Source organism: Streptomyces boluensis (genome assembly GCF_009908195.1).
GTDB classification, from domain to species: Bacteria; Actinomycetota; Actinomycetes; order Streptomycetales; family Streptomycetaceae; genus Streptomyces; species Streptomyces boluensis.
This window is the reverse complement of record NZ_JAAAHS010000034.1, coordinates 1-22,275: the sequence shown is the minus strand read 5'-3', so window position 1 is coordinate 22,275 and position 22,275 is coordinate 1. Positions and strand designations below refer to the sequence as shown.

The window sequence follows — 22,275 nt, the reverse complement described above, 5'->3', positions numbered from 1 at the left end:
TCAACCGTACGTTGTCGACCCCTGCCGTGGACCGCCTTGGACCGTGGGGTCAGCGGCAGCCGCAGTTGGCGACCGTCGACGCGAGCCGGTCCAGGGTGGACTGGGCGGCCTTGGCGTCACCCGTGCCGGAGCCGGTGAACGCGAAGACCAGGAGTCGTCCGTCCGCGTCGACGACCGTGCCGGCAAGGGTGTTCACGCCCGTCAGCGTGCCGGTCTTGGCGCGGACCAGGCCGGTGCCGGGGGCGGTGGCGCCGCCGGCGGCGTAGCGGCTGCGCAGGGTGCCGGTGAAGCCCGCCACGGGGAGGCCGGTGAGGACGGGGCGCAGTTCGGGGTGGTCCGGGTCGGCGGCGCGGGCGAGGAGCGCGGTGAGCAGCTTCGAGGTCACCCGGTCCTTGCGGTCGAGTCCGCTGCCGTCGGCGAACTTGCCCTTCTTGACCGGGAGTTCGAGCTTGTCGAGCTGCTTCTTCACGGCCTTGGCGGCGCCGTCGAAGCTCGCCGGCTCACCGGCGGCGAGGGCCGTCTGGCGGGCGAGGTGTTCGGCGATGTCGTTGTCGCTGTGGGTCAGCATGCGTTCGACGAGCGCGTCGAGCGGGGCGGACTTCGTGGACCCGAGGGTCTTCGCCCCGTCCCCCGCCTTGGTGGGGCCCGGCTCGCCCTTGACGTCGATACCCCGGTCGCGCAGCAGCCCGGCGAAGGTGCGGGCGGCGTCGCGGGCCGGTTCCGCGGTGCGCGGGGCGGGGCCGCTGGTGGAGTCGTCGAGGCGGCCCTCGTCGGCCATGAGGGCGCTGACCGGGGCGATGTTCTCGTTCGGGCCGATCGGGTGCAGCTCGGGGCCCGCGTAGGCGGAGCTGTCGTAGGACAGCTTGATCTTGTCGACGCCGCGGTCGCCCAGGGCGTGGGCGGTGGCGTCGGCGAGGGTGTGCAGGCTGGCGTTGCCCTGGGTGCCCTTGCGGGCGGTCAGGGTGGGGTCGCCGCCGCCGACCAGGGCGACGTCGGCGCGCTTCGCGGGGTCGGCGCTGTCGGTGGCGCCCGGCTCGATCACGGTGCGGGTGACGATGCGGTGGTCGGGGCCGAGGGCCGAGAGCGCCGCCACGGCCGTGGCGATCTTGATGGTCGACGCGGGGACGACGGCGTCGCCCGCCTTCGCTCCGTACACCTCCGTACCGGTGGCCGCGTCGACCACCGAGGCGGTGCGGTCGGCGCCGAGCGAGGGGTCCTTGAGGAGGGGGTCGAGCACATCGGCGAGGGCGCCGCCGGTGGGGGCGGGTGCGCCGCCCGCGGGGGCGCCGAGCGCGGTGAGCACGCCGGGGGCGCTCGGCGCGGCGGACGGCTCACGACCGTCGCCGTGATCTGTGCCACCGTCACGCCCCGAGTCGACCGCCGCGGCCCGCTCGGCCGTACGCTGACCGGAGTCCCAAGGGCCGGCCGCGGTCACCGCCACGGCCGAGAGTGCGAGGCCGACCGTGGCCGCGCCTGCCGTGAGCTGCCAGGTCGTGACGTTCCTGAGCCGCGTGGGCCGAGGGGTCCGTGGGAGCTCGGGGAGCTTCGTCGGCCGTCTCAGCCACCGCAGCCCCGGAAGCCGCCGCACCTTGAGCTCGCCCACCATGACCAGCCCCTTTCGCGATCACACACCAGCGTGAGGGACACTTAACCACTGCGTCTTGCCGCGGGATCGCACCGCGGTGGGTCCGGCCACATAAAAAGGCCGGAGTTGGTGCCCGCGGAGTAGCCGCTGTTCACGGCGGCGTCCCACGGGAGGACGCAGCATCGCCCGTTATCTGTGTTGATCATTGAGGAGCATCCGGTGGAGTTCGACGTCACGATCGAGATTCCGAAGGGTTCGCGGAACAAGTACGAGGTGGACCACGAGACCGGTCGTATCCGTCTGGACCGTCGCCTGTTCACCTCGACCAGCTACCCGGCCGACTACGGCTTCGTCGAGGACACCCTCGGCGAGGACGGTGACCCGCTGGACGCCCTGGTCATCCTGGACGAGCCGACCTTCCCCGGCTGCCTCATCAAGTGCCGCGCCATCGGCATGTTCCGGATGACGGACGAGGCGGGCGGCGACGACAAGCTGCTCTGCGTGCCGGCCTCCGACCCGCGCGTGGAGCACCTGCGGGACATCCACCACGTCTCCGAGTTCGACCGCCTGGAGATCCAGCACTTCTTCGAGGTCTACAAGGACCTGGAGCCCGGCAAGTCCGTCGAGGGCGCCGACTGGGTCGGCCGCACCGACGCCGAGGCCGAGATCGAGCGTTCGTACAAGCGCTTCGAGGAGCAGGGCGGTCACTGACCCCCGCACCGCGAACTCCGCCGAAGAGGCCGCGCGCACCCCTGGTGGGGGTCCGCGCGGCCTCTTCGTGTGTCCATGCTCATACTGGGCCTATCGGAGGTGCGTACACGGGTCACAGAAGCGTGCGAACGGCCTGAGACCCGAGGGGAAGCAGAGGGTGGAACAAGGTGGCTGACACCGCGGAGGAGGAAGACCGCAAGCCGCAGTCGGACGAGGCGCACAGCGCGTTCTCCCCGGTCGGCGGAGTGGGGACGCCTCCTGTGCCGGAGGAGGAGCATCCGACCTCCGAGTTCACCATTCCGCAGGGCCTGCGGATCCCGGCGACGACGGAGGATCTGGAGACCTCGGCGTTCAAGCCGCCGCCCAACTACGAGGCCCGGCTCTCCCCCGCGTTCACGCCGCCCACCGGCATCCCCATGGTCAAGCTGACCAAGGAGGCGCCCTGGCAGGACCGGATGCGCACCATGCTGCGCACCCCGGTCGCCGAGCGGCCCGCGCCGGAGGCGACACAGGCGAACGACGACGAGGCGGGCCCCGCCGTCCCGCGCGTGCTCGACCTGACGCTGCGTATCGGCGAGTTGCTGCTCGCGGGCGGTGAGGGGGCCGAGGACGTGGAGGCGGCGATGTTCGCCGTGACGCGTTCGTACGGCCTGGACCGCTGCGAGCCGACGGTCACCTTCACGCTGCTCTCCATCTCGCACCAGCCGTCCCTGGTCGACGACCCGGTGACGGCCTCGCGGACGGTACGCCGCCGGGGCACCGACTACACGCGTCTGTCGGCCGTGTACTCGCTCGTCGACGACATCGGCAGCGAAGACGTCGACGTGACCCTGGAGGAGGCCTACCGCCGCCTCGCGGAGATCCGGCGTAACCGGCACCCGTACCCCGGCTGGGCGCTCACCGCCGCGGCCGGGCTGCTCGCCGGAGCGGCGGCGACGCTGGTCGGCGGCACGGTCGTGGTGTTCATCGCGGCGGCCGCCGGCGCGATGCTCGGCGACCGTCTCGCCTGGCTGTGCGCGGGGCGCGGGCTGCCGGAGTTCTACCAGTTCATCGCCGCCGCGATGCCGCCCGCCGGGATGGGCGTCGCGATCAGCCTCCTCGACCTGCCGGACGTACGGGCCTCCGCGGTGATCACCGGTGGGCTGTTCGCGCTGATCCCGGGGCGGGCCCTGGTCGCCGGTGTGCAGGACGGGCTGACCGGCTACTACATCACCGCCGCGGCCCGGCTCCTGGAGGTCGGCTATCTCGTCGTCGGCATCGTGATCGGCGTGCTCACGGTGCTCTACCTGGGCGTACGGCTCGACGCGGGGCTCAACCCGGAGACGGTGATCCACAGCACCAGCCGGCCGTACATCCAGACCCTGGCGGCGATGGCGCTCTCGTGCGCGTTCGCGGTGCTGCTCCAGCAGGAGCGGTCCACGGTGCTGCTCGTGACGCTCAACGGCGGGGTCGCCTGGGTGATCTACGGGGCGATGGCCGACGCGGGCGAGCTGTCGCCGGTGGCGGCCACCGCGGTCGCGGCCGGCCTTGTCGGCCTGTTCGGGCAGTTGCTCTCGCGCTACCGCTTCGCCTCGGCGCTGCCGTACGTCACGGCGGCGATCGGGCCGCTCCTTCCGGGTTCGTCGACGTACTTCGGGCTGCTCAACATCGCGCAGAACGACCTGAACGCGGGGCTCACGGCGCTGTCCAAGGCGGCGGCGCTCGCCCTGGCCATCGCGATCGGCGTGAACCTCGGTGGCGAGCTGGCCCGGCTGTTCCTGCGGGTGCCGGGGGCGGAGAGCCCGAGCGGACGCCGGGCGGCGAAGCGTACGCGCGGCTTCTGATCACGCACGGCTTCTGACCAGCGGTTTCCGGTCCGGAGCACGTGTTTCCCGTACGGCTGAGGGCGACGCACACGTGGTGCGTCGCCCTCGGTCGTACGGGTCCGGGAAGTGCTCCGGGTCGGTGCTAAGCCCTCAGCGCTTGGCGTGCCGGCCGCGCTGCTGCTGGTCCGGCTGGCCGTGCGGGGACGCCTGGCGCAGCGCCTGGGTGGGCTTGTCCGTGTGCGTGTCCGTGCCGGGGGCCTTGCCGGTGCCCGTGGCCGTGTCCGTGGCCGCGACTGCCTTCTTGCTCTTGGAGCGGGCCCGCAGGAACTCGATGATGATCGGCACGACCGAGATCAGGACGATCAGGATCAGGATCGCCTCGATGTTCTTGTGCACGAACTCGATCTGACCGAGCCAGGCGCCGAGCAGCGTCACGCCCGCGCCCCACAGGACGCCGCCGAGGACGTTGAACGTGATGAACGAGCGGTAGTTCATCTTCGAGACGCCGGCGATGATCGGCGTGAACGTCCGCACGATCGGCACGAAGCGGGCCAGGACCAGGGACTTCGGGCCGTGCTTCTCGAAGAACTCGTGTGCCTTCGCCACGTTCTCCTGCTTGAAGAGGCGGGAGTCCGGGCGGTTGAAGAGGGCTGGGCCGACCTTGCGGCCGAAGAGATAGCCCGCCTGGTCGCCGAGGATCGCGGCGAGGCAGACCAGCGTGCACACCAGCCACAGCGGGGCGGTGTCGAGCTTGCCCGTCGCCACCAGCAGGCCCATGGTGAACAGCAGGGAGTCACCCGGCAGGAAGAAGCCGATCAGCAGGCCGGACTCGGCGAAGACGATGATCAGCAGGCCGATGAGTCCGAACTTGTTCAGCAGAAAGTCCGGATCGAGCCAGCTTGGTCCGAGCGCAAGCGTCGTCATCACGGGTCCGGGCTCCTGGGGGTCGGTGAAGAGAAACGGCCGAAGTGGCCGCTCCAAGTTATCAACGCGAGGGACAAGGACCAGGTTCCACCGGAGCCCCCGGGATGCACCAGTCACATATCGGGACCAAGCTGTGCAGTCAACGGCGGCAAGGCGACGGAGGTGGACGAACATGGGCATCGAGGACTTCGGCGGTGGTCAGACCCCAGAGTCGGACGTTCTGGTGGTCACGACGAACGACGTGCCCGGATTCCAGGTGCAGCAGGTCATCGGCGAGGTCTTCGGTCTCACGGTCAGGTCCCGGCACCTGGGCAGCCAGATCGGCGCGGGCCTCAAGTCGATGATCGGCGGCGAGCTCAAGGGGCTCACCAAGACCCTGGTGGAGACCCGCAACCAGGCCATGGAACGGCTCGTGGAGCAGGCACGCGCGCGTGGCGCCAACGCGGTCCTGATGTTCCGCTTCGACGTGACCGAGGCGATGGACGGCGCGGCGGAGGTGTGCGCGTACGGCACGGCCGCGGTGATCGCCCGGACGGAGACCTGACACCACAGAGGTACGCGGTAAGGGGCGCCCCGCAATGGAGGGCGCCCCTTACCGCGTCACGGCCGACCGGCCGGCCGGCCGCTCCGTCACGCGTGCCGGATCGCGTTGGCGAGGATGGCGTCGCGCTCGTAGGCGGCGAGGCCCGGCTTCGCCTGGTCGATGTTCACGGTGAAGCGCTCGTCGGACACGTACATCTCACCGAGGCAGCTGTGCAGCTCGTACGAGCAGTCGTAGTGATTGCGGGAGATCCACTGCCGGTGGGCCTCGGCGGCATCCATGCCCTCCTCGGACTCCGGGTCGACGCCCGCCTCCATCAGGGCCACGAAGCGCTGGGTGACCTCGTCGCCCTCCCGCTGGATCCGCAGCCAGTCCTCCTTCGTGTACGAGGCCTGGCGGCGCTTCGACTCCGCGTACTCCTCGGTGTCGCCCCAGCGCTGCTCGACCTCTTCCTCGTACTGGTCCGGGTCGTGGTCCCCGAAGACCTCGAACTTCTCCTCGGGCGTGAGGTTGATGCCCATCTTCTTCGCCTCCATGGCCGTTTCGACGGCGGCGACCATCTCCTGGAGCTTCGCGATCCGCGCGGACAGCAGATCGCGCTGCCGGCGCAGATGGTCGCGCGGGTCCGCGTCCGGGTCGTCGATGAGTGCCGCCACCTCGTCGAGCGGGAAGCCCAGCTCCCGGTAGAACAGGATCTGTTGCAGCCGGTCCAGGTCCACGTCGCTGTAGCGCCGGTGGCCGGCGCCGCTGCGCTCGCTGGGGACCAGCAGGCCGATCCCGTCGTAGTGGTGCAGCGTGCGCACCGTGACCCCGGCGAATCCGGCGACCTGCCCTACGGAGTAGCTCATCGCCACCCGCTCCCTTCGGTGTTTCTCGGTACGGCATCACCCTGAGGCCTCACGTCACGTGAGGTGCAAGCCCGTATCGCCGGGGCGTCTCCGGCGGTCCACGGGCGGCCCGCTCGACAGGACCATGTCCCGTTTGCCCCGATATCGTGAGGCTCGCGTACGCATCGGAGCCGTCCCGCACGAGAGACCCGAGAGACACGAGAGAACCGAGAGAGAGGCGCCGCGATGCCCCTGCACAAGGGTGCCGGACCGCAGCCCGAGCCGGACGCGGATCTGCGCAGGCTCGCCCTGAACCCCTTCTTCGGCGAGGCGAACCCGGTCTCCGGCATGACCGAGGCCCCGCCCAGGCACCGGCTGCCGGACGAGCCGCTGCCGCCCGCGACGGCGTACCAGCTGGTGCACGACGAGTTGATGCTCGACGGCAACTCCCGCCTGAACCTCGCCACCTTCGTCACCACGTGGATGGAGCCGCAGGCGAGCGTCCTGATGGCGGAGTGCCGGGACAAGAACATGATCGACAAGGACGAGTACCCGCGCACCGCCGAGCTGGAGCGGCGCTGTGTGGCGATGCTCGCCGAGCTGTGGCACGCGCCCGATCCGCAGGCCACGGTGGGCTGTTCGACCACCGGGTCGAGCGAGGCGTGCATGCTCGCCGGTATGGCGCTCAAGCGGCGCTGGGCGAAGCGGAACGCCGACCGCTACCCCTCGCGCGAGGCCCGGCCCAATCTCGTCATGGGCGTCAACGTGCAGGTGTGCTGGGAGAAGTTCTGCGAGTTCTGGGAGGTGGAGGCCCGCCTAGTCCCCATGGAGGGCGAGCGCTACCACCTCGACCCGCGCGCCGCCGCCGAGCTGTGCGACGAGAACACCATCGGCGTCGTCGCGGTGCTCGGCTCCACCTTCGACGGTTCGTACGAGCCGGTGGCCGAACTCTGCGCCGCGCTCGACAAGTTGGCGGAGCGAACCGGTCTGGACATCCCCGTACACGTGGACGGGGCGTCCGGCGCCATGGTCGCGCCGTTCCTCGACGAGGACCTGGAGTGGGACTTCCGGCTGCCCCGGGTGGCGTCGATCAACACGTCCGGGCACAAGTACGGCCTGGTCTACCCCGGCGTCGGCTGGGCGCTGTGGCGGTCGGCCGAGGAACTGCCCGAGGAGCTGGTGTTCCGGGTGAACTACCTGGGCGGCGAGATGCCCACCTTCGCCCTCAACTTCTCGCGTCCGGGGGCACAAGTGGTCGCCCAGTACTACACGTTCCTGCGGCTCGGCCGTGCCGGGTACCGGGCCGTGCAGCAGGCCTCGCGGGACGTGGCGCGGGGGCTCGCGGAACGGATCGACTCCCTCGGCGACTTCGAACTCCTCACCCGGGGCGACCAGTTGCCGGTGTTCGCGTTCACCACCTCGCCCGAGGTGACGGCGTACGACGTCTTCGACGTGTCCCGTCGGCTGCGCGAGCGCGGCTGGCTGGTGCCCGCGTACACCTTCCCCGCGCACCGGGAGGACCTGTCGGTGCTGCGGGTGGTGTGCCGGAACGGGTTCTCGGCCGACCTGGCCGCGCTGTTTTTGTCCGACCTGGAGCAGCTCCTCCCGGAGCTGCGCCGACAGCCGCGCCCGGCGCCGCGCGCGGGCACGGAGGCGACGGCCTTCCATCACTAGGACACCGTCCAGGGCGCCCCGCACTTGAGGCGCGCTTGCGGACAGAAGCTGACCGCAAGGGTCCGTAGCGTCGTCATCGAGAAGTCCGGAACCGCCCGGCACCGGCGACGACAGAGAGGCGGCCGATCATGGTCAAGCACGTTCCCGCAGAGGCGCACGGCGACGAGCGCGGCGCGCTGCTCGCCTTCCTCGACGAGGCCCGCGGCGGCATCCGCAGGACCCTGCTCGGCCTCACCGACGAGCAGGCCGCGAGCCGGCCGAGCGTAAGCGAGCTCTCCCTCTCGGGCCTGGTCAAGCATGTGGCGGAGGCCGAGCAGGGCTGGGTGGCCCGCGCCAGGGGCCAGGACCCGGCGGTGGCCCGCGACGAGTCCAACTGGCACGAGTGCTTCGTGCTCGTGGGTACGGAGACGGTCGCCTCGCAGCTCGCGTACTGGGACCAAGTCGCCCAGGAGACCGAGAAGTTCATCCGCTCCGCACCCACGCTCGACGAGACCTTCGCGCTGCCGGAGCAGCCCTGGTTCCCCAAGGAGCGGGTCTCGCTGCGCTGGCTGCTGCTGCGGCTGATCAGCGAGGTGGACCGGCACGCGGGGCACGCGGACATCATCCGCGAGTCCCTTGACGGAAGGACGGCCTTCGAGCTGGTGGCCCTGGAGCAGCAGGGCCGGTAGCGCCGGGTCAGTCCCCTCCCGTCACCTCCCGCAGCCGCTCCAGGTCGGCGCGGACCAGCTCGGCCCCCTCCGGATCGAGCCGGAGGGCGGCGAGCTCGTCCGCCTCTTCGCGCATCCGGGCGGCCAGTTCCGCGTCGCCCGCGCGGTGCGCGATGTCCCCGCGCAGCGCGAGGATCCGGACCCGCTGCACGGGCGTCGGCTTCTCGTTCCGGAGCCCGATGACGCGGTCCAGGATGCGCGCGGCGCCCGCGAGGTCCTCCTTGGAGTCGGCGAAGAGGGTGGCGAAGTGCAGGGCGCGCTCGAAGGTGCCCGGGGGCGCGGGCTTGATGTGGCCGTCGCCGCCCTCGATGGGCTGGCCGACCCGGATCGAGTTGCCACTGGGATCGGTCAGCAGGAACTGCCGCATGTCGTACGCCATGTCCTTGAGCGGGCCGATCCGCGGCAGCCCCCGGCCGGGGACCTTGCCGTACACCGCCTTGAGCCCGGCGCGGAACGTCTCGAAGAGGGCGTCCACCTCCTCGGTGAGGACGTAGCAGGCGCCGTACGACGCGGCCGGGTCGAAGCCCTTCATCCCGAAGAACTGCAGCTCCACGTCACCGCGCTCGACCACCACGTACGGATAGGGACTCTTCTGCTGGAAGGTCACCTCGAAGCCGAGCGCCACGTAGAACTCCACGAGCGGCTCGACCGCGTGGCACGGGAGGAGGGGGATGGTCTTCTCGGTCATGACGGGTACCCTAGTCAAAGTTGATTAGAGTTGCAGTCGGACGAAGAAGGAGCGGCTCATGTCCGCGATCAGGCTCCTGGTGCTCGGCGCCGTCCGCATGCACGGCCGGGCGCACGGCTATCAGGTCCGCAACGACCTGGAGTTCTGGGGCGCTCACGAGTGGTCCAACGCCAAGCCCGGCTCGATCTACCACGCCCTGAAGCAGATGGCGAAGCAGGGACTTCTGAAGGCCCACGAGGTCGCGCCGTCCACCGCGGGCGGTCCGCCGCGTACCGAGTACGAGATCACCGAGCAGGGCACCGAGGAGTACCTGAGCCTGCTCCGTGAGGCCCTCACCTCGTACGACCAGAAGATGGACGTGCTGTCGGCGGGGATCGGCTTCATCGTCGACCTGCCGCGCGCGGAGGCCGTGGACCTGCTGAAGCAGCGCGTCGAGGGCCTGCGGGAGTGGCGCGCCTCGGTCACCGAGTACTACACCCCGCAGGACGGGCCCGAACAGCTGGGCCACATCGGGGAGATCATGAACTTCTGGGTGCACTCGGCGGACGCCGGCGCCGAGTGGACCCGCGGCCTCATCGAGCGCATCGAGAACGGGGCGTACGTGTTCTCCGGCGAGGGCGAGCCGTTCGTGGGCGTGCTCCCCGAGGGCGAGGAGAACCCGTACGCGACCGGTGAGCCACACCCCGGCGACGAGAACTGACCTGCCCCTGGGGGGACTTACAGCGGGAAGCGGCTCCGGCCGTGCTGTACGGAGATCCACTTCTGGGTGGTGAACGCGTCCACCGTCGAGTCGCCGTTCAGCCGCCCGAGCCCCGAGTGCTTCTCGCCGCCGAAGGCCACGAACGGCTCGTCGTGCACCGTGCCGTCGTTGACGTGGATCATGCCCGTCTCGATCCGGCGCGCGAAGCTCACCCCGCGCTCCACATTGGCGGTGTGCACCGCGCCGCTGAGGCCGTACGGGGTGTCGTTGACCAGCCGGACCGCGTGGTCCTCGCCCTCGAAGGGCACCAGGAGCGCCACCGGGCCGAAGATCTCCTGGCGCAGGATCGGCGAGTCCTCGGGCAGACCGGTGAGCACGGTCGGCTCGACCAGGTTCCCGACCGTACGACCCCGCACAAGGGCCGTGGCGCCCTCGGCCATCGCCTGGTCCACGAGCGTGGTCAGGGCGTCGGCCTGGAAGGAGTTGATGACCGGGCCGATCTGGGTCTCCGGATCGCGCGGGTCTCCGGTCCTGAGCGCCCGGACGCGGGCCACGAACTTCTCGGTGAACTCCTCCTGCACCGACCGGTCCACGAGGATCCGGTTGGCCGCCATGCAGACCTGGCCCTGGTACACGTACCGGCTGAAGACCGCGGCGTCGACCGCGTACTCCACATCCGCGTCGTCGAGCACGACCAGGGCGCTGTTCCCGCTCAACTCCAGGATGGCGCGCTTGAAGTGACTGGCCGTCACCGCTCCGACATGGCGGCCGACGCGGTCCGAACCGGCGAAGGAGATCACCTTCGGCACGGGGTGCTCTATGAGGGCGTCACCGATCTCGGCGATGTCCGTCACCAGGACGTTCAGGAGTCCGGCGGGCAGTCCCGCGTCCTCGAAGATCTTGGCGATCAGACCGCCGCCGACCACCGGGGTGTTCTGGTTCGGCTTGACCACCACGCCGTTGCCGAGCGCGAGCGCGGGCGCCACCGACTTGATCGTCACCAGGAACGGGAAGTTGAAGGGGCTGATCACCCCGACGACGCCGACCGGGACGCGGTACACCCGGTTCTCCTTGCCGTCCGTGGTGGACGGGAAGATCCGGCCCTCGGGGCGCAGCGCCAGCTGGATCGCCTCGCGCAGGAACTCCTTGGCGAGGTGCACCTCGTACTCCGCCTTGAGGCGGGTGCCGCCGAGCTCGTCGATGATCGCGTCGACGATCTCGGCCTCACGGTCCTCGGTGATGCGCAGCGCCCGCTCGACGACGGCCCGCCGCACATACGGACTCTTGAGCGCCCACTCCTTCTGGGTGCGCTCGGCCGCGCGGTAGGCCTCGTCCACCTCGAAGCGGCTGGCGACCGTCACGGCGGCCAGCTTCTCGCCGTTGTACGGATTGAAATCGATGATGTCCCACGAGCCACTGCCGGTTCGCCACTCGCCGTCGATGTACTGCTTGGCAAGGTCGGTGAAGAAGGACATACGACCCCTTACCGCGGGTTCGGGTGCGTGGTCGGCATGGTCGGTGCCGCCGTGGTCGGAGCCCTGCCGTCCGCACGCGGACGCACGACACAGCTCCTGATGGGACGTCATCGTACTTGTGTTTCAGGACAGTTGGAGGAGTCCACGGAGCAGATCCCGGGTCTCGTCCGGGTTGGGGCTGTCCTCCTGGAGGCGGTCCATGACCTTTTCGTACTGAGTGACCTCTTCGCGCTTGTCGAGGTACAGAGCACTGGTCAACTGCTCCAGATACACGATGTCGGAGAGGTCCGACTCGGGGAACCGCAGCAGCGCGAAGGCGCCGGACTCGCCCGCGTGGCCGCCGAAGCCGAACGGCATGACCTGGAGGGTGACGTTCGGCCGCTCCGAGATCTCGATGAGGTGCTCCAACTGCCCCCGCATCACGGCCCGGTCGCCGTACGGACGGCGCAGCGCGGCCTCGTCGAGCACGCAGTGGAAGCGGGTCGCGCGCTCGGACACCAGCACCTTCTGCCGCTCAAGACGGAGCGCGACGCGGCGCTCGGTCTCGGCCCGGCTCAGCTCGGGGGCGCCACGGGAGACGACCGCGTGCGCATAGGCCTCGGTCTGCAACAGGCCGTGCACGAACTGGACTTCGTAGACCCGGATGAGCGAAGCGGCGCCCTCGAGGCCGACATAGGTCTGGAACCAGCCGGGTAGAACGTCGGAGTAACTGTGCCACCAGCCCGCGACGTTGGCCTCTTTGGCGAGGCCGAGGAGTGGTCCGCGCTCGGCCTCGGCCGTGACGCCGTACAGCGTAAGGAGGTCCTCGACGTCCCGCGCCTTGAAGCTCACCCGTCCCAACTCCATGCGGCTGATCTTCGATTCGGACGCACGGATCGAGTAGCCGGCCTGCTCGCGTGTGATGCCGCGCGACTCACGCAGCCGCCGCAGCTGCGAACCCAGCAGGATGCGCCGTACGACAGAGCCTCCCCCAGGCTCGGACTCGCTCGCTCGGGGGGACCCCCATGACTCTCCAACGGTCACGCGGCCAACCCTCCCCACTCTCCCCGTCTACCGGAACCGGAATGTCGCGGCCGTCGGGGAGTTGGTCTCCACCCGCCGCCAGGAGCCGAAGTCTGCCATTAAAACGCTCCGCCCCGTACTCAGTCGATTACAGAAACAGTCCTCTCACAGAACAGCTACGAAACAGGGGGCAGGAAGAAATGAGCAAGAACCGGTACGGGAGGGCTCAACTCTGGCGCGTGCACGTGCATCTGCCCTTGCATCCGCCCTGCGCATTCGGAACGATGGGCCCCGCGCACCACCGCAACATCGCTACTGGCTGACTGGCCGCGAAACCGGGGAGTGCCTCGCATGGGGACGAATGGATCGACCATGCTCGAGCCGTTACGGCAGGGGGTGCCCCCTCTCGACCCCGCAGCGGTGTCGACCGCGGCGTCCTGCGCGCTGCCCGCCCGCTACGAAGCGGTGCGCGCGGCCCGGCAGTTCACCCGTCGCACGCTCGGGCAGTGGCACCTTGACGAGCGCTTCGACGACGTCGCGCTGATCGTCTCCGAGCTGGTCACCAACGCCCTGCGGCACGCGCTGCCCGCGGACACCCCACGCGACGAGGACCCACCGGTACGCCTGCACCTGATGCGCTGGACCTCGCGTCTGGTGTGCGCGGTGCGCGACCCCAGCCCCGAGTCGCCCGTGGCCAGTGACGACCAGGAGATCGCCGACTTCTCCGCGGAGTCGGGACGCGGCCTGTTCCTCGTGGACTCGTTCGCCGACAGCTGGGGCTGGCACCCGCTCTCGGACGTGTCCGGCGGCAAGATGGTGTGGGCGCTTTTCCAGTTGACGCCGGACCGGTCCTGACGAGCGGGACCGGGACGGGCGTCGGGCGCGGTTCCGTGCCCGGCGCTTATTGCGTTCTGGGGGCTTGTCGCGTGCCGGTCGCTTGTCGCATGCCGGTTGCTTGTTGCGTTCCGGGCGCTTGTTGGCGGCCGGGCGCTGCCTCGCGTCGAGTGCCGCCCCTGCCCCGTTCGGTCTGCCGAACCGTTTCAGCTAGTGCTCGGTCAGCCCGCTGCCAAGTGGTCGAACTCCCCGTCCTTGACGCCCAGAAGCATCGCTTCGATCTCGGCGCGCGTGTAGACGAGGGCCGGACCGTCGGGGTGGCGTGAGTTGCGTACCGCCACGCTGCCGTCCGTCAGCTTCGCGAACTCCACACAGGAGCCCTGCGAATTGCTGTGCATGCTCTTCTGCCAGACCACACCGTCGATTTCCGTGGCCGCCATGCCGTTGTACACATGCACAGGTCGCTCCCCGGTGGTGCCGTGACTCGTGTTAGCCAAGCGGTCAACTGACCCGGATCATAACCCCGTTCACATGCGGGTGCATGGGCAGATGCACGTGCACGCGGGGTGGTTGCCTGGTTACAGCGCTTGCGGCATCCGCCCCCGACCAGGCAGTACGACCTGACTCCGCCCCCTTTCTCGTGATCTTGTACGCCTCTCGTACGGCATCGGCCGGACCGGATCGTCCGGATCGCGCCCCTCACTCACAAGGAGAGACGGGCGCGGAGCCGTTTCGGATCCAGGACCGGCGGGCGAGCTCCGGGCTCACCGGCTCGCGTACGGGAGCAGTCCCATCTCGCGGGCGTTCTTGATCGCCCGTGCAAGGCGCCGCTGCTGCTGAGCACTGACCCGCGTGACCCGGCGGGAGCGGATCTTGCCGCGGTCGGAGAGGAACCTCCGCAGCAGGTCGGTGTCCTTGTAGTCGATGTACGTGATGTCCGCCTCGTCGAGCGGGTTGGGGCGGCTCTTGACCGGCTTGCCGTACCTGCCGGCCGGGTTACCGCTGCTCGGCTTGCTTGTGTCGCTGCGTCGGGACATGGGTGTCAGACCTCCAGGAAGGCGTCGAAGGCGGGCGCAAGGCGTTTCCAGGACTCGCGGCCCGCGGCGTACTCGGAATCGGTCAACAGGCAGGAGTCGAGGACCTGTTGGAGCCCGTCGCGGTCGAGCCCCGGCGAGGTGAAGACCAGGTGCTGGCAGCGGTCGCCGTGCTCGGGGTGCCAGTCGAGGGCGGCGGCGGCCCGGCGCATCGGGGGCATCAACTCCCAGGCGGCGTCCGGCAGGGAGGCCAGCCAGGGCCCCGCGCTCTCCACGCAGAGCGCGCCCCCGGCCGCGTCCCAGGCGAGCAGCGTGTCCGGCCGGTCGGCCAGCCAGAACCGGCCGCGGCTGCGCGCCGCCGCGCAGGCCAGGTCCTCCAGGGCCGCGTACAGCCGCTCCGGGTGGAACGGCCGCCTGGCCTGCCAGACGTAGGTGCCCACTCCGGCCTCGTCCGCCTCCTGCGGCAGCAGCGCGCTGGCCGGGTGCTGGGCCGCCGCGGCCGCCTCGGCGTCGAACCCGCCGAGCGCCGCGCCCGCCAGATCGCCCCGCTCCACGGACACCTGCCGTGCGGTGGGGTGGAGTTGGGCGAGCAGGGCGCGGTCCTCGTCATCGGCCAGGGGGTTGTCGACGACGGCCAGGACGGGCGCGTACTCGAGTTGCCGGGCCCAGGTGTCGGCGACGGTGCGCTGGTCGGTGGTGGCGGCGGCGAGCCCGGCTTCGCTCAGGTCGTCGCCGTTGCCGAGGCAGGGCAGCAGCAGCGCGGGGTCGACGGCGGTGAGGACTCCGGTGACCCGCAGGCCGCCGGACGCGACGACCTCGGCCATCGCCTTGGGCTCCACCGAGTCCCACAGCTCGACCACGGCGAGCCGGGTGAGTCCGGCGTCCGCGAGCCGTTCCACCTCGGGCACCAGGTCCTCGCGCAGCGCGCAGCAGGCACAGTCGTTGACGAGCGGGGCCCCGCCGGTGGACAGCACGCCGGTGGCGTCGCGGACCGTGCGGACGACCGTGCCCTGCGCCGCGGTCGACAGGTCGTGGTGCAGGGCGACGCTGTCCGGCACGGTGGCGAGCAGCCGGTCGACGGTCGCCCTGCGGGCCTCCGCGTGCAGCCCGGCGACCAGGGCGACCCCGAACTCCCGCGCCATCAGCGGCCCTTGTCCGTGCCGTACCGGCGCTCGAAGCGCTCGACGCGGCCCGCGGTGTCGAGGACGCGCGCGGTGCCGGTGTAGAAGGGGTGACTCCGGTCCGAGATCTCCACGTCGATCACGGGGTACGTGTGGCCGTCCTCCCACTCGATCGTCTTGTCGCTCCGCGCCGTGGAGCGGGTGAGGAAGGCGTAGTTCGCGGCGCGGTCGCGGAAGACGACAGGGCCGTACGCGGGGTGGATTCCGGGCTTCATCTCAGCGCTCCTCCTTGAAGTCGACGTGCCGTCCGGCGACCGGGTCGTACTTGCGGAGCACCAGGCGGTCCGGGTCGTTGCGGCGGTTCTTGCGGGTGACGTAGGTGAAGCCGGTCCCCGCTGTGGACCGGAGCTTGATCACGGGGCGTAGTTCGTTTCGGGCCATGTGGGCTACAGTAAATGAAAATGGTTTCCATTACCAAGCTCGCGTTGAGGCGAGCCCACAGAGAGGTGCTTCACCTTGTCCGCGCACTGCATGCTGACCGGCCGCGCGCCCGGGTTCGGCAACACCGTGTCCCACTCGCACCGGCGCACCTCGCGCCGTTTCGACCCGAACGTCCAGCGCAAGCGCTACTGGCTGGCGAGCGAGGGCCGGCACATCCGGCTGACGCTGAGCACCAAGGGCATCAGGACGGTCGACTCGATCGGCGTCGAGGCGGCCGTCGCCCGGATCCGTGCGCGGGGGGTGCGGGTCTGATGGCCAAGAAGAGCAAGATCGCCCGGAACGAGCACCGCCGCGAGGTCGTCGCCCGGTACGCGCGGCGGCGCGCGGAGCTGAAGGAGATCCTCCGCAGCCCTGGCACTCCGGACGCCGAACGTGCCGCTGCCCAGCGGGAGTTGCGGGCCCAGCCACGGGACGCGAGCGCCACGCGCGTACGCAACCGGGACAGTGTGGACGGGCGTCCGCGCGGCTATCTGCGCGCCTTCGGGCTGTCCCGCGTGAAGCTGCGTGAGGAAGCGCACGCGGGGCATCTGCCCGGGGTCCGTAAGTCGTCCTGGTAGCTTGGCCCGGCTTTCTCAGAGCCGAGACAGACAGCTCTCCAGCTGTCCGGCCATCCAGGTTTCCAGGGGGACCACACCGTGCTCAAGCATGTACGTATCTGCGCCGCCGCGGCCGCTGTCGCGACCGCTCTCGTCCTGACCGGGTGCAGCAGCGACGACGGCGGCAAGCGGAAGACCGACAACTCCTCGTCCGGCGAGGCCGGCCAGGACACCTCCGGCGGCACGACCGGCGGCTCCGACGGCGCCGAGGCGGGGCCGGGCAGCCTGGACGGGCTGTGGGTCTCCGTGACGAACGGTACGTCGGTCGCGCTCTCCGTCCAGCAGGGCGGCAAGGTCGCCGTGCTCGCCGAGATGGGTGTGGGCGAGACGACCGGCGTCACCTGCGTCGGCAAGGCCGGTGCCGAGGCGGGCGGGCAGACCATCGCGCTGAAGTGCCAGGGCGGCGGCAAGCGCGAGATGGGCACGATCGACTCCGTCGACGCCACCTCCATGAAGGTCACCTGGGCGGGCGTCGGCACCGACTCGTTCAAGAAGTCCGACGAGAGCAAGCTGCCGGAGGGCCTGCCGACCGGGATGCCCGAGGGCATGCCGCAGGGCTGAGGCCTCCTGCGGGGCAACTCCCTTGCCCTGTACGGGCGTTCAGTGGGCCGCGGTTCCCTTCGGGGGCCGCGGCTCACCGCTTTCCGCGTCCTTGGTGCGCGGTCTGCCGTTGTCCGTGCCCTCGGCGTTCTCGGCGCCCTCTGCGTCCTCCGTGTGCGGCTTCCCGTCGCCCAGGGCGGCGGACAGCTCGTCGAGCGAGGCGAGCAGCAGGCGGCCGCCGCGACGCACCACCCGGTCGGGCAGATCGTCGCCGTTCCAGTCGCGCAGCACCCGCCGCAACTGCTCCCAGTCGGGCACCCGCCGCTCGCGTACGTCCTTGGCGGCCCGCTCGGTGGACTCCCGCAGGGCTGCGGCCAGTTCGGCCGCCGGAGGTACGGGGGTGGTGCCGCGCTCCGGAAGGTGGGCCTCCATCAGCATTGCGACCCGGGCCATCTCGGCGAGCGCGTGCCCGGCGTCCTCCGCCGCCGCGCGGGAGAGGCCGCGGTGCCGCACCGGCTCGTCCTCGGCCCGCTCCACCGCGTCCTGCCAGGCGATCCGGGCGTCCCGCATGGTGAGCAGGGTCTCGCGCACATCGGTGCAGTGCCGTCCCGCCGGTTCCGCGTAGTGGTGCACGACCGTGGCCGCGTAACTCCCGCCCGCGACCAGCCAGTCGGCGAGCCGGGTGCGAAGCCGCGGGGTCTCCCACGCCGGGTACACCGCGTACGACAGCATCGCCAGGACCCCGCCGACCAGGGTGAGCACGACCCGCTCGGGCACGGTCTGGGTCCACTCGGTGCCGCCCATGCCGAGCAGGAACACCACGTACGCGGAGATCGTCACCTGCGAGACCGCGTACCCGGTGCGCATCAGCAGGTACGTCAGCGAGGCGCAGGTGATCGCCAGGGCGGCGGAGAGCACCGGGCCCGGGTCCGTGAGCTGGACGATGCCGGTGGCCACGGCGACGCCGACGAGGGTGCCGCCGAAGCGGGCCACGGCGCGGCCGAAGGTCTGCGAGAAGTCCGGGCGCATCACCATGACGGCGGCCATCGGCGCCCAGTACCCGTGTCCCAGGGGCAGGGCCTGGCCGATCAGATAGCCGACGACGACAACGACCGTGACGCGGATGGCGTGCCGTTTGATCGACGAGTCCCGGGTGTCCCGCGCGAGTTCGTCCCGGAGCTTGCGGGCGGCCACCGGGGCGAGACCGGGCAGCGTGGGCCGGGACAGGGTGATGGGCTGGGTGTCGGAGGCGGTGAGCGTCTGGAGGGTGTCCGACATGGAGGGGCCGCTGGTGGGGTCCGAGCGGTGGGGTTCCGGCAACTGGGCTTCCGGCGGCTGGGGTTCCGGGGCCGGGGACTTCGAGGGCGGCGGATTCGGGGACAGCGGCTTCGAGGTCGGCGTGAGGTGGCTGCCCATGGCGCGCAGCGACGCCAGCAGGGAGCGCCTGGTGGAGACCGAGCTCGGCGGGTCCGCGATCTCGACCACGTCGTCCAGGAGCGCCGTGAGCCGGGTGGCCGCGCGGCGCGGCGGGCCGCTCAGGATCGCGCCGGTGTCAGGGGTGCGCAGGGCGGCGAGCGCGGCGGGCGGCAGCTCGGCCGGTTCGCCGTGCCGGATCGCGCGGGCCGCGGTGTCCAGGACCTCCCCGGACGCCGCCAGCAACTCCCGTACCCGGTCACGCTCAAGGCCCTCCGCGGGTACGCCGACCGCCGGGTCCGCGAGCGACGCCAGGACAGGGCGGATGCGCTCGGCGAGGCCGCGGGCGCCGTGGAGTTCGGCCGGGCGGCGGCGCGCCTGGCGCGGGGTGACGGTCGCCGCGTCCCGGGCGGCCATCAGCGGGGCCGGATCGAAGGGCGCGACCGGGTCCTGGCGCAGCCGGCGGGCGTAGTCGGCCTCGGCGGCCAACGCGTCCGCGAGGGCGTCGCGCTGGGCGCCCCATCTCCGTACCGGGAACAGGACGATCAGGGCCGCCTGCACCAGGCCGCCCGCGGCGATCATCGCGGCGTGCCCCGCGGCTTCCGCGACCGTGCTCGGCAGGGTGACCGTGACCAGCATCATCGCGACGTTCGACGCGGCGATGATGCCGACCGTGGGGCCGACCGCCCAGCTCAGGCCCGCGAGGAAGGTCCACAGCGCGAGCAGCGCCAGGAACAGCACCACATGGGAGGCGGTGAGATACCCGAGGAACGTACTGATACCGAGGCTCACGCCGGAGGCGAGGGCGAGCACCGGTCGGGGCCGCCAACTGCGCTGGAACGTGGCCATCGCGGCCTGGAACGCACCGAACGCGGAACTCGCGGCGACCGCCGGGCCGAACAGCCACAGGCTGATGCCGACGACGATCGCAAGGCCCACACCCGCCCGGACCGTGATCAAGGGCTCGAGGCGGCGCCGCTCGACCTTGAGTCCCGATCGCGCGGTGTCCTTCAGGGCTCGCAGCCAGCTCACGTTCGCGAGGATACGTCGTGGGACCGACAAGGAGGAGGCCCAGTCCGAGGGTTCCGCGATCAGCGGGCCGCGGCCGTTTCGCAAGCCGGTGGCCGGGTCGTGCCTCGGCCGTCTCACATGCCGGTGGCCCGGTCCGCCGCCGCCGTGCCCTCGTGCCAGCCCGCCGCGTCCTGGGCGGAACGCACGCGCGTACTGGTCGTTTCCGGGAACATCTCGTCCGCGCGTTCCGTCACCGCCACATCGCGCGCAGCGAGCACCGGCAGCAGGTCGGCCGACGCGGCCCCCGCCTCCGCGCCCGCGGCCGCCGTGCCCTGGGCCGCGGCGTCGTCGAGGCGGGCGGCGATGCGGTGCGCGTAGGCCAGCAGGAACGACTGCCGGAACGCCTTCGTACGCTTGCGGCCGCCCGCGCGCTGCGCCGACTCCGCCGCCGTCATCGCCGCCGTGGCCTGCACGAGTAGCGAGGTGTACAGCAACTCGACGACTTCCAGGTCGGTTTCGAAGCCCACGACCGTGGAGAACCCGAACGCCTCGCTCCACACCGCGCGGCAGCGGTTCGCCCCGGCCACCGCGTCGAGCAGGATCGCCTTGGCCGTCTCGTACGGTGCGTCGACGCCCACGCGGCACGCGACCGGGGTGTCCGGCGCGTGCGTACGGTGCGCCAGGAGCGCCTCGTCCACACCCTGGCGGGCCATCAACTCCTGCGCCTTGGCGGTGAGTGCCTCCGCCTCCTCCGGGTACCCGGTGGCCTCCGCCTTGGCGAGCAGGGCCCTGATCCGGGACAGCATCTTGGGTTCGGCGTGCACCACGCGCGCGTGCACGGGGGTTCCCGGCGCCGGGCCGACCGGCTCGATCGAGGGCAGGCGGAGCAGCAGCCGGTAGAGCTCCAACAGGGCGGTGGCGTAAAGGAACCGGTCGCTCCGCCGCCCCTGCTCCGGCAGCTCGTCCAGTTGCCGCTGCCAGCGCGGGGGCAGCCCCTTGGCCTCGTACCGCCGCACCTCGTCCCTGATCAGCTCGGCCGCGACGGCCGCGTGCGCTTCGTCGGTCTCGCGGCGCACCACGCGTACGACATCGGCGGGCTGCCAGCCGCGCGCCCAGGCCGCGCGGACGAACTCCTCGCCACGGCGCCGCGCCTCGTCCACGCGCGCGGGGTCGGCGGTGAGCAGGGCGGCACCCAGGTCCACACCGTCGTCCCCGTCGGCGTACAGGGCGGCGGCGAAGGCCCGGTCGACCGCGTCCGTCACGTCAGACATGAGTGCCTCGCCGGCATGAGTGGCCTCCCTGTGCCTCCTGACGCGCACGGGCTGCTGATGCCTGCTGCCTGCCACGCGCGTGTGCGCCACTGCTCGTGCGTGCCCGCCACCACGCGCGCGTGCGCCGCGTTCACGATACGTCCCTGGTCGGAGGCTGATGCCGGGGCGGTCGGTGGGCTGGTCGGCGGTGCCGGGGAGGGGTCGCCGGTGGGCTGATCGGCGGTGCCCGAGAGGGGGCCGCCGGGGGCCTAGCTGTCGCCGCCCTCGTCGATCAGGCGCCGCACCTCGCGGTCCACGAGGCCGAGTCTGGCCTCCGCGACCAACGGCACCGCGCGGCGCTGCCTACGGGCCTCGTGCACGTCGATGTCGACCGTGACCAGTGCCGGTTCCCACTTCGGTGCCTGCGCGACGACCGTGCCGCGCGGGTCGACGGCACGGGAGCCGCCCCAGAAGGTGGCGCCGTTCTCGTTGCCCACGCGGTTCACGAAGACCACCCAGCACTGCAGCATCCGGGCCGTGTACGAGAGCAGGGTGTCCCAGTAGAGGCCGGTGTCCATGGCCTCCGGGTCGAGGCTCGCGGCACTGTTCGTGGGCACCACGATGACCTCGGCGCCGTCCTGCACGGCCAGCCACGGAAGCACCGGCTGCCAGGCGTCGTTGCACACCAGCGTCGCGGCCCGGCCGTGCCCGCCCGGCAGGTCGTACGCGCGTAGTGACTGGCCGGGGCTGACGTGCTTGCGCTCCTCCCAGGCCAGGTAGTTGGGCAGGTACAACTTCCGGTGCGCGTGCAGGAGTTGACCCGCTGCGTAGTACGCGGAGGTGTTGTACGCGCGCAGGGCGGTGTGTTCGTGCAGGCCGACCAGGACGTCGGCGCCCAGGGTGCTCAGCTCGAGGAGCCGGGGGTCGCGGGTCTCGACGGAGGTGTCCCGCTCCAGGCCGCCCAGGTGGTAGCCGTGCAGGCTCAGCTCCGGGAAGACGACCAGGTCGGCACCCTGGGCGACGGCCTGCTCGACCTGGTCACGCGCGACGGCAAGGTTCTCGTCGACCGCGCCGAGCACACAGTCCGTCTGGGCCAGGGCCACCCGCATCGGCACTCCTCCACGTAGACGCTACGTACCGGAACACCCCTTCCACCCCCTTGCGTACCGATTCCAGGGATTCAACCGATTCCACGGTACGTGCGGCTGAGGCACTCGGCGCGGGGCGGAGAGGTCGGGGAGGAGAGCGCGGGGCGGAGAGCTCGGGGAGGGGCGGCGCTCGGCGCGGGGCAGGGGCGTTGTCAGTGGCGGCTGCAAGACTCGCACCTGTGAGCGAG

Annotated in this window: 24 protein-coding genes; 10 read left to right on the top strand and 14 right to left on the bottom strand. The window is 71.1% G+C overall.

Translation table 11 applies throughout. The features are described 5' to 3' along the window. Window positions 1-49 precede the first annotated feature (49 nt). Complete coding sequence (gene dacB / locus GUY60_RS07490) at window positions 50-1,606, bottom strand: D-alanyl-D-alanine carboxypeptidase/D-alanyl-D-alanine endopeptidase (RefSeq protein ID WP_161695093.1); 1,557 nt, start codon at window positions 1,604-1,606, stop codon at window positions 50-52. Between the two features lie 198 nt (window positions 1,607-1,804). Between dacB and GUY60_RS07485 the strand changes: the two genes are divergently transcribed. Further along, window positions 1,805-2,296 (top strand): inorganic diphosphatase, encoded by a 492-nt coding sequence (locus GUY60_RS07485; protein ID WP_161695091.1) that lies wholly within the window; start codon window positions 1,805-1,807, stop codon window positions 2,294-2,296. A gap of 167 nt (window positions 2,297-2,463) precedes the next feature. Continuing rightward, window positions 2,464-4,119 (top strand): threonine/serine exporter family protein, encoded by a 1,656-nt coding sequence (locus GUY60_RS07480; RefSeq protein ID WP_161695089.1) that lies wholly within the window; start codon window positions 2,464-2,466, stop codon window positions 4,117-4,119. A gap of 132 nt (window positions 4,120-4,251) precedes the next feature. On the opposite strand, the gene GUY60_RS07475 is transcribed toward GUY60_RS07480, so the two are convergent. Then, the gene (locus GUY60_RS07475; RefSeq protein WP_161695117.1) at window positions 4,252-5,025 is read right to left on the bottom strand and encodes a DedA family protein; all 774 of its coding nucleotides are present in this window, start codon (window positions 5,023-5,025) and stop codon (window positions 4,252-4,254) included. A gap of 172 nt (window positions 5,026-5,197) precedes the next feature. On the opposite strand from GUY60_RS07475, the gene GUY60_RS07470 reads away from it, so the two are divergent. Beyond that, window positions 5,198-5,569, top strand: coding sequence for a YbjQ family protein (locus GUY60_RS07470; RefSeq protein ID WP_161695087.1), 372 nt, complete (start codon window positions 5,198-5,200; stop codon window positions 5,567-5,569). A gap of 86 nt (window positions 5,570-5,655) precedes the next feature. Here GUY60_RS07470 and GUY60_RS07465 read toward each other — a convergent pair whose 3' ends face one another. Next, window positions 5,656-6,414 carry a MerR family transcriptional regulator gene (locus tag GUY60_RS07465; protein ID WP_161695085.1) on the bottom strand — a complete coding sequence of 253 codons (759 nt, stop codon included), beginning with the start codon at window positions 6,412-6,414 and terminating at the stop codon, window positions 5,656-5,658. Window positions 6,415-6,639: 225 nt separating this feature from the next. Here GUY60_RS07465 and gad point away from each other — a divergent pair, with 225 nt between their 5' ends. Both gad and GUY60_RS07455 read left to right on the top strand, forming a co-directional pair. Continuing rightward, entirely contained in the window at window positions 6,640-8,067 is a 1,428-nt protein-coding gene (gene gad / locus GUY60_RS07460) for a glutamate decarboxylase (RefSeq protein ID WP_161695083.1), read from the top strand. 128 nt (window positions 8,068-8,195) lie between these two features. Then, a complete protein-coding gene (locus GUY60_RS07455) occupies window positions 8,196-8,735 on the top strand; it encodes a DinB family protein (protein ID WP_161695081.1) in 540 nt (179 codons plus the stop codon). 7 nt (window positions 8,736-8,742) lie between these two features. Here the strand turns inward: GUY60_RS07455 and GUY60_RS07450 are convergent, their stop codons facing one another. Further along, on the bottom strand, window positions 8,743-9,462 hold the full coding sequence (locus GUY60_RS07450) for a bleomycin resistance protein (RefSeq protein ID WP_161695079.1): 720 nt from the start codon (window positions 9,460-9,462) through the stop codon (window positions 8,743-8,745). Between the two features lie 58 nt (window positions 9,463-9,520). On the opposite strand from GUY60_RS07450, the gene GUY60_RS07445 reads away from it, so the two are divergent. Then, window positions 9,521-10,162: a PadR family transcriptional regulator gene (locus tag GUY60_RS07445; RefSeq protein ID WP_161695077.1), complete on the top strand. Its 642-nt coding sequence runs from the start codon at window positions 9,521-9,523 to the stop codon at window positions 10,160-10,162. A gap of 17 nt (window positions 10,163-10,179) precedes the next feature. Here the strand turns inward: GUY60_RS07445 and GUY60_RS07440 are convergent, their stop codons facing one another. Together GUY60_RS07440 and GUY60_RS07435 are read right to left on the bottom strand one after the other, a co-directional pair. Beyond that, window positions 10,180-11,637 carry an aldehyde dehydrogenase family protein gene (locus GUY60_RS07440; RefSeq protein ID WP_161695075.1) on the bottom strand — a complete coding sequence of 486 codons (1,458 nt, stop codon included), beginning with the start codon at window positions 11,635-11,637 and terminating at the stop codon, window positions 10,180-10,182. 123 nt (window positions 11,638-11,760) lie between these two features. Then, window positions 11,761-12,660, bottom strand: coding sequence for a Sco1979 family transcriptional regulator (locus GUY60_RS07435; protein WP_161695073.1), 900 nt, complete (start codon window positions 12,658-12,660; stop codon window positions 11,761-11,763). A 330-nt stretch (window positions 12,661-12,990) separates the two neighbouring features. On the opposite strand from GUY60_RS07435, the gene GUY60_RS07430 reads away from it, so the two are divergent. Further along, window positions 12,991-13,494 (top strand): ATP-binding protein, encoded by a 504-nt coding sequence (locus tag GUY60_RS07430; protein WP_161695071.1) that lies wholly within the window; start codon window positions 12,991-12,993, stop codon window positions 13,492-13,494. 200 nt (window positions 13,495-13,694) lie between these two features. On the opposite strand, the gene GUY60_RS07425 is transcribed toward GUY60_RS07430, so the two are convergent. From GUY60_RS07425 to rpmG, 5 genes are all read right to left on the bottom strand, one after another. Beyond that, window positions 13,695-13,913, bottom strand: a complete 219-nt coding sequence (locus tag GUY60_RS07425) for a DUF397 domain-containing protein (protein ID WP_161695115.1) — start codon at window positions 13,911-13,913, stop codon at window positions 13,695-13,697. Between the two features lie 324 nt (window positions 13,914-14,237). Beyond that, window positions 14,238-14,510 carry a 30S ribosomal protein S18 gene (gene rpsR / locus GUY60_RS07420; protein WP_161695069.1) on the bottom strand — a complete coding sequence of 91 codons (273 nt, stop codon included), beginning with the start codon at window positions 14,508-14,510 and terminating at the stop codon, window positions 14,238-14,240. Between the two features lie 5 nt (window positions 14,511-14,515). Then, on the bottom strand, window positions 14,516-15,649 hold the full coding sequence (locus GUY60_RS07415) for a CobW family GTP-binding protein (RefSeq protein WP_161695067.1): 1,134 nt from the start codon (window positions 15,647-15,649) through the stop codon (window positions 14,516-14,518). Beyond that, window positions 15,649-15,903: a type B 50S ribosomal protein L31 gene (locus GUY60_RS07410; protein ID WP_161695065.1), complete on the bottom strand. Its 255-nt coding sequence runs from the start codon at window positions 15,901-15,903 to the stop codon at window positions 15,649-15,651. The genes GUY60_RS07415 and GUY60_RS07410 overlap by 1 nt, the downstream gene beginning before the upstream one ends. A gap of 1 nt (window position 15,904) precedes the next feature. Continuing rightward, complete coding sequence (rpmG, locus tag GUY60_RS07405; RefSeq protein WP_161695063.1) at window positions 15,905-16,069, bottom strand: 50S ribosomal protein L33; 165 nt, start codon at window positions 16,067-16,069, stop codon at window positions 15,905-15,907. A gap of 75 nt (window positions 16,070-16,144) precedes the next feature. Between rpmG and rpmB the strand changes: the two genes are divergently transcribed. From rpmB to GUY60_RS07390, 3 genes are all read left to right on the top strand, one after another. Further along, entirely contained in the window at window positions 16,145-16,381 is a 237-nt protein-coding gene (gene rpmB / locus GUY60_RS07400; RefSeq protein WP_161695061.1) for a 50S ribosomal protein L28, read from the top strand. After that, on the top strand, window positions 16,381-16,686 hold the full coding sequence (rpsN, locus tag GUY60_RS07395) for a 30S ribosomal protein S14 (protein ID WP_161695059.1): 306 nt from the start codon (window positions 16,381-16,383) through the stop codon (window positions 16,684-16,686). The genes rpmB and rpsN overlap by 1 nt, the downstream gene beginning before the upstream one ends. A 78-nt stretch (window positions 16,687-16,764) precedes the next feature. Next, window positions 16,765-17,286 carry a hypothetical protein gene (locus GUY60_RS07390; protein ID WP_161695057.1) on the top strand — a complete coding sequence of 174 codons (522 nt, stop codon included), beginning with the start codon at window positions 16,765-16,767 and terminating at the stop codon, window positions 17,284-17,286. A gap of 39 nt (window positions 17,287-17,325) precedes the next feature. Here the strand turns inward: GUY60_RS07390 and GUY60_RS07385 are convergent, their stop codons facing one another. The 3 genes from GUY60_RS07385 to GUY60_RS07375 form a co-directional block, all read right to left on the bottom strand. Next, window positions 17,326-19,710, bottom strand: a complete 2,385-nt coding sequence (locus tag GUY60_RS07385; protein WP_161695055.1) for an FUSC family protein — start codon at window positions 19,708-19,710, stop codon at window positions 17,326-17,328. A 113-nt stretch (window positions 19,711-19,823) separates the two neighbouring features. Next, window positions 19,824-20,960: a DUF2786 domain-containing protein gene (locus tag GUY60_RS07380; RefSeq protein WP_161695053.1), complete on the bottom strand. Its 1,137-nt coding sequence runs from the start codon at window positions 20,958-20,960 to the stop codon at window positions 19,824-19,826. 248 nt (window positions 20,961-21,208) lie between these two features. After that, on the bottom strand, window positions 21,209-22,048 hold the full coding sequence (locus GUY60_RS07375; protein ID WP_161695051.1) for a nitrilase-related carbon-nitrogen hydrolase: 840 nt from the start codon (window positions 22,046-22,048) through the stop codon (window positions 21,209-21,211). Between the last annotated feature and the right edge of the window lie 227 nt (window positions 22,049-22,275).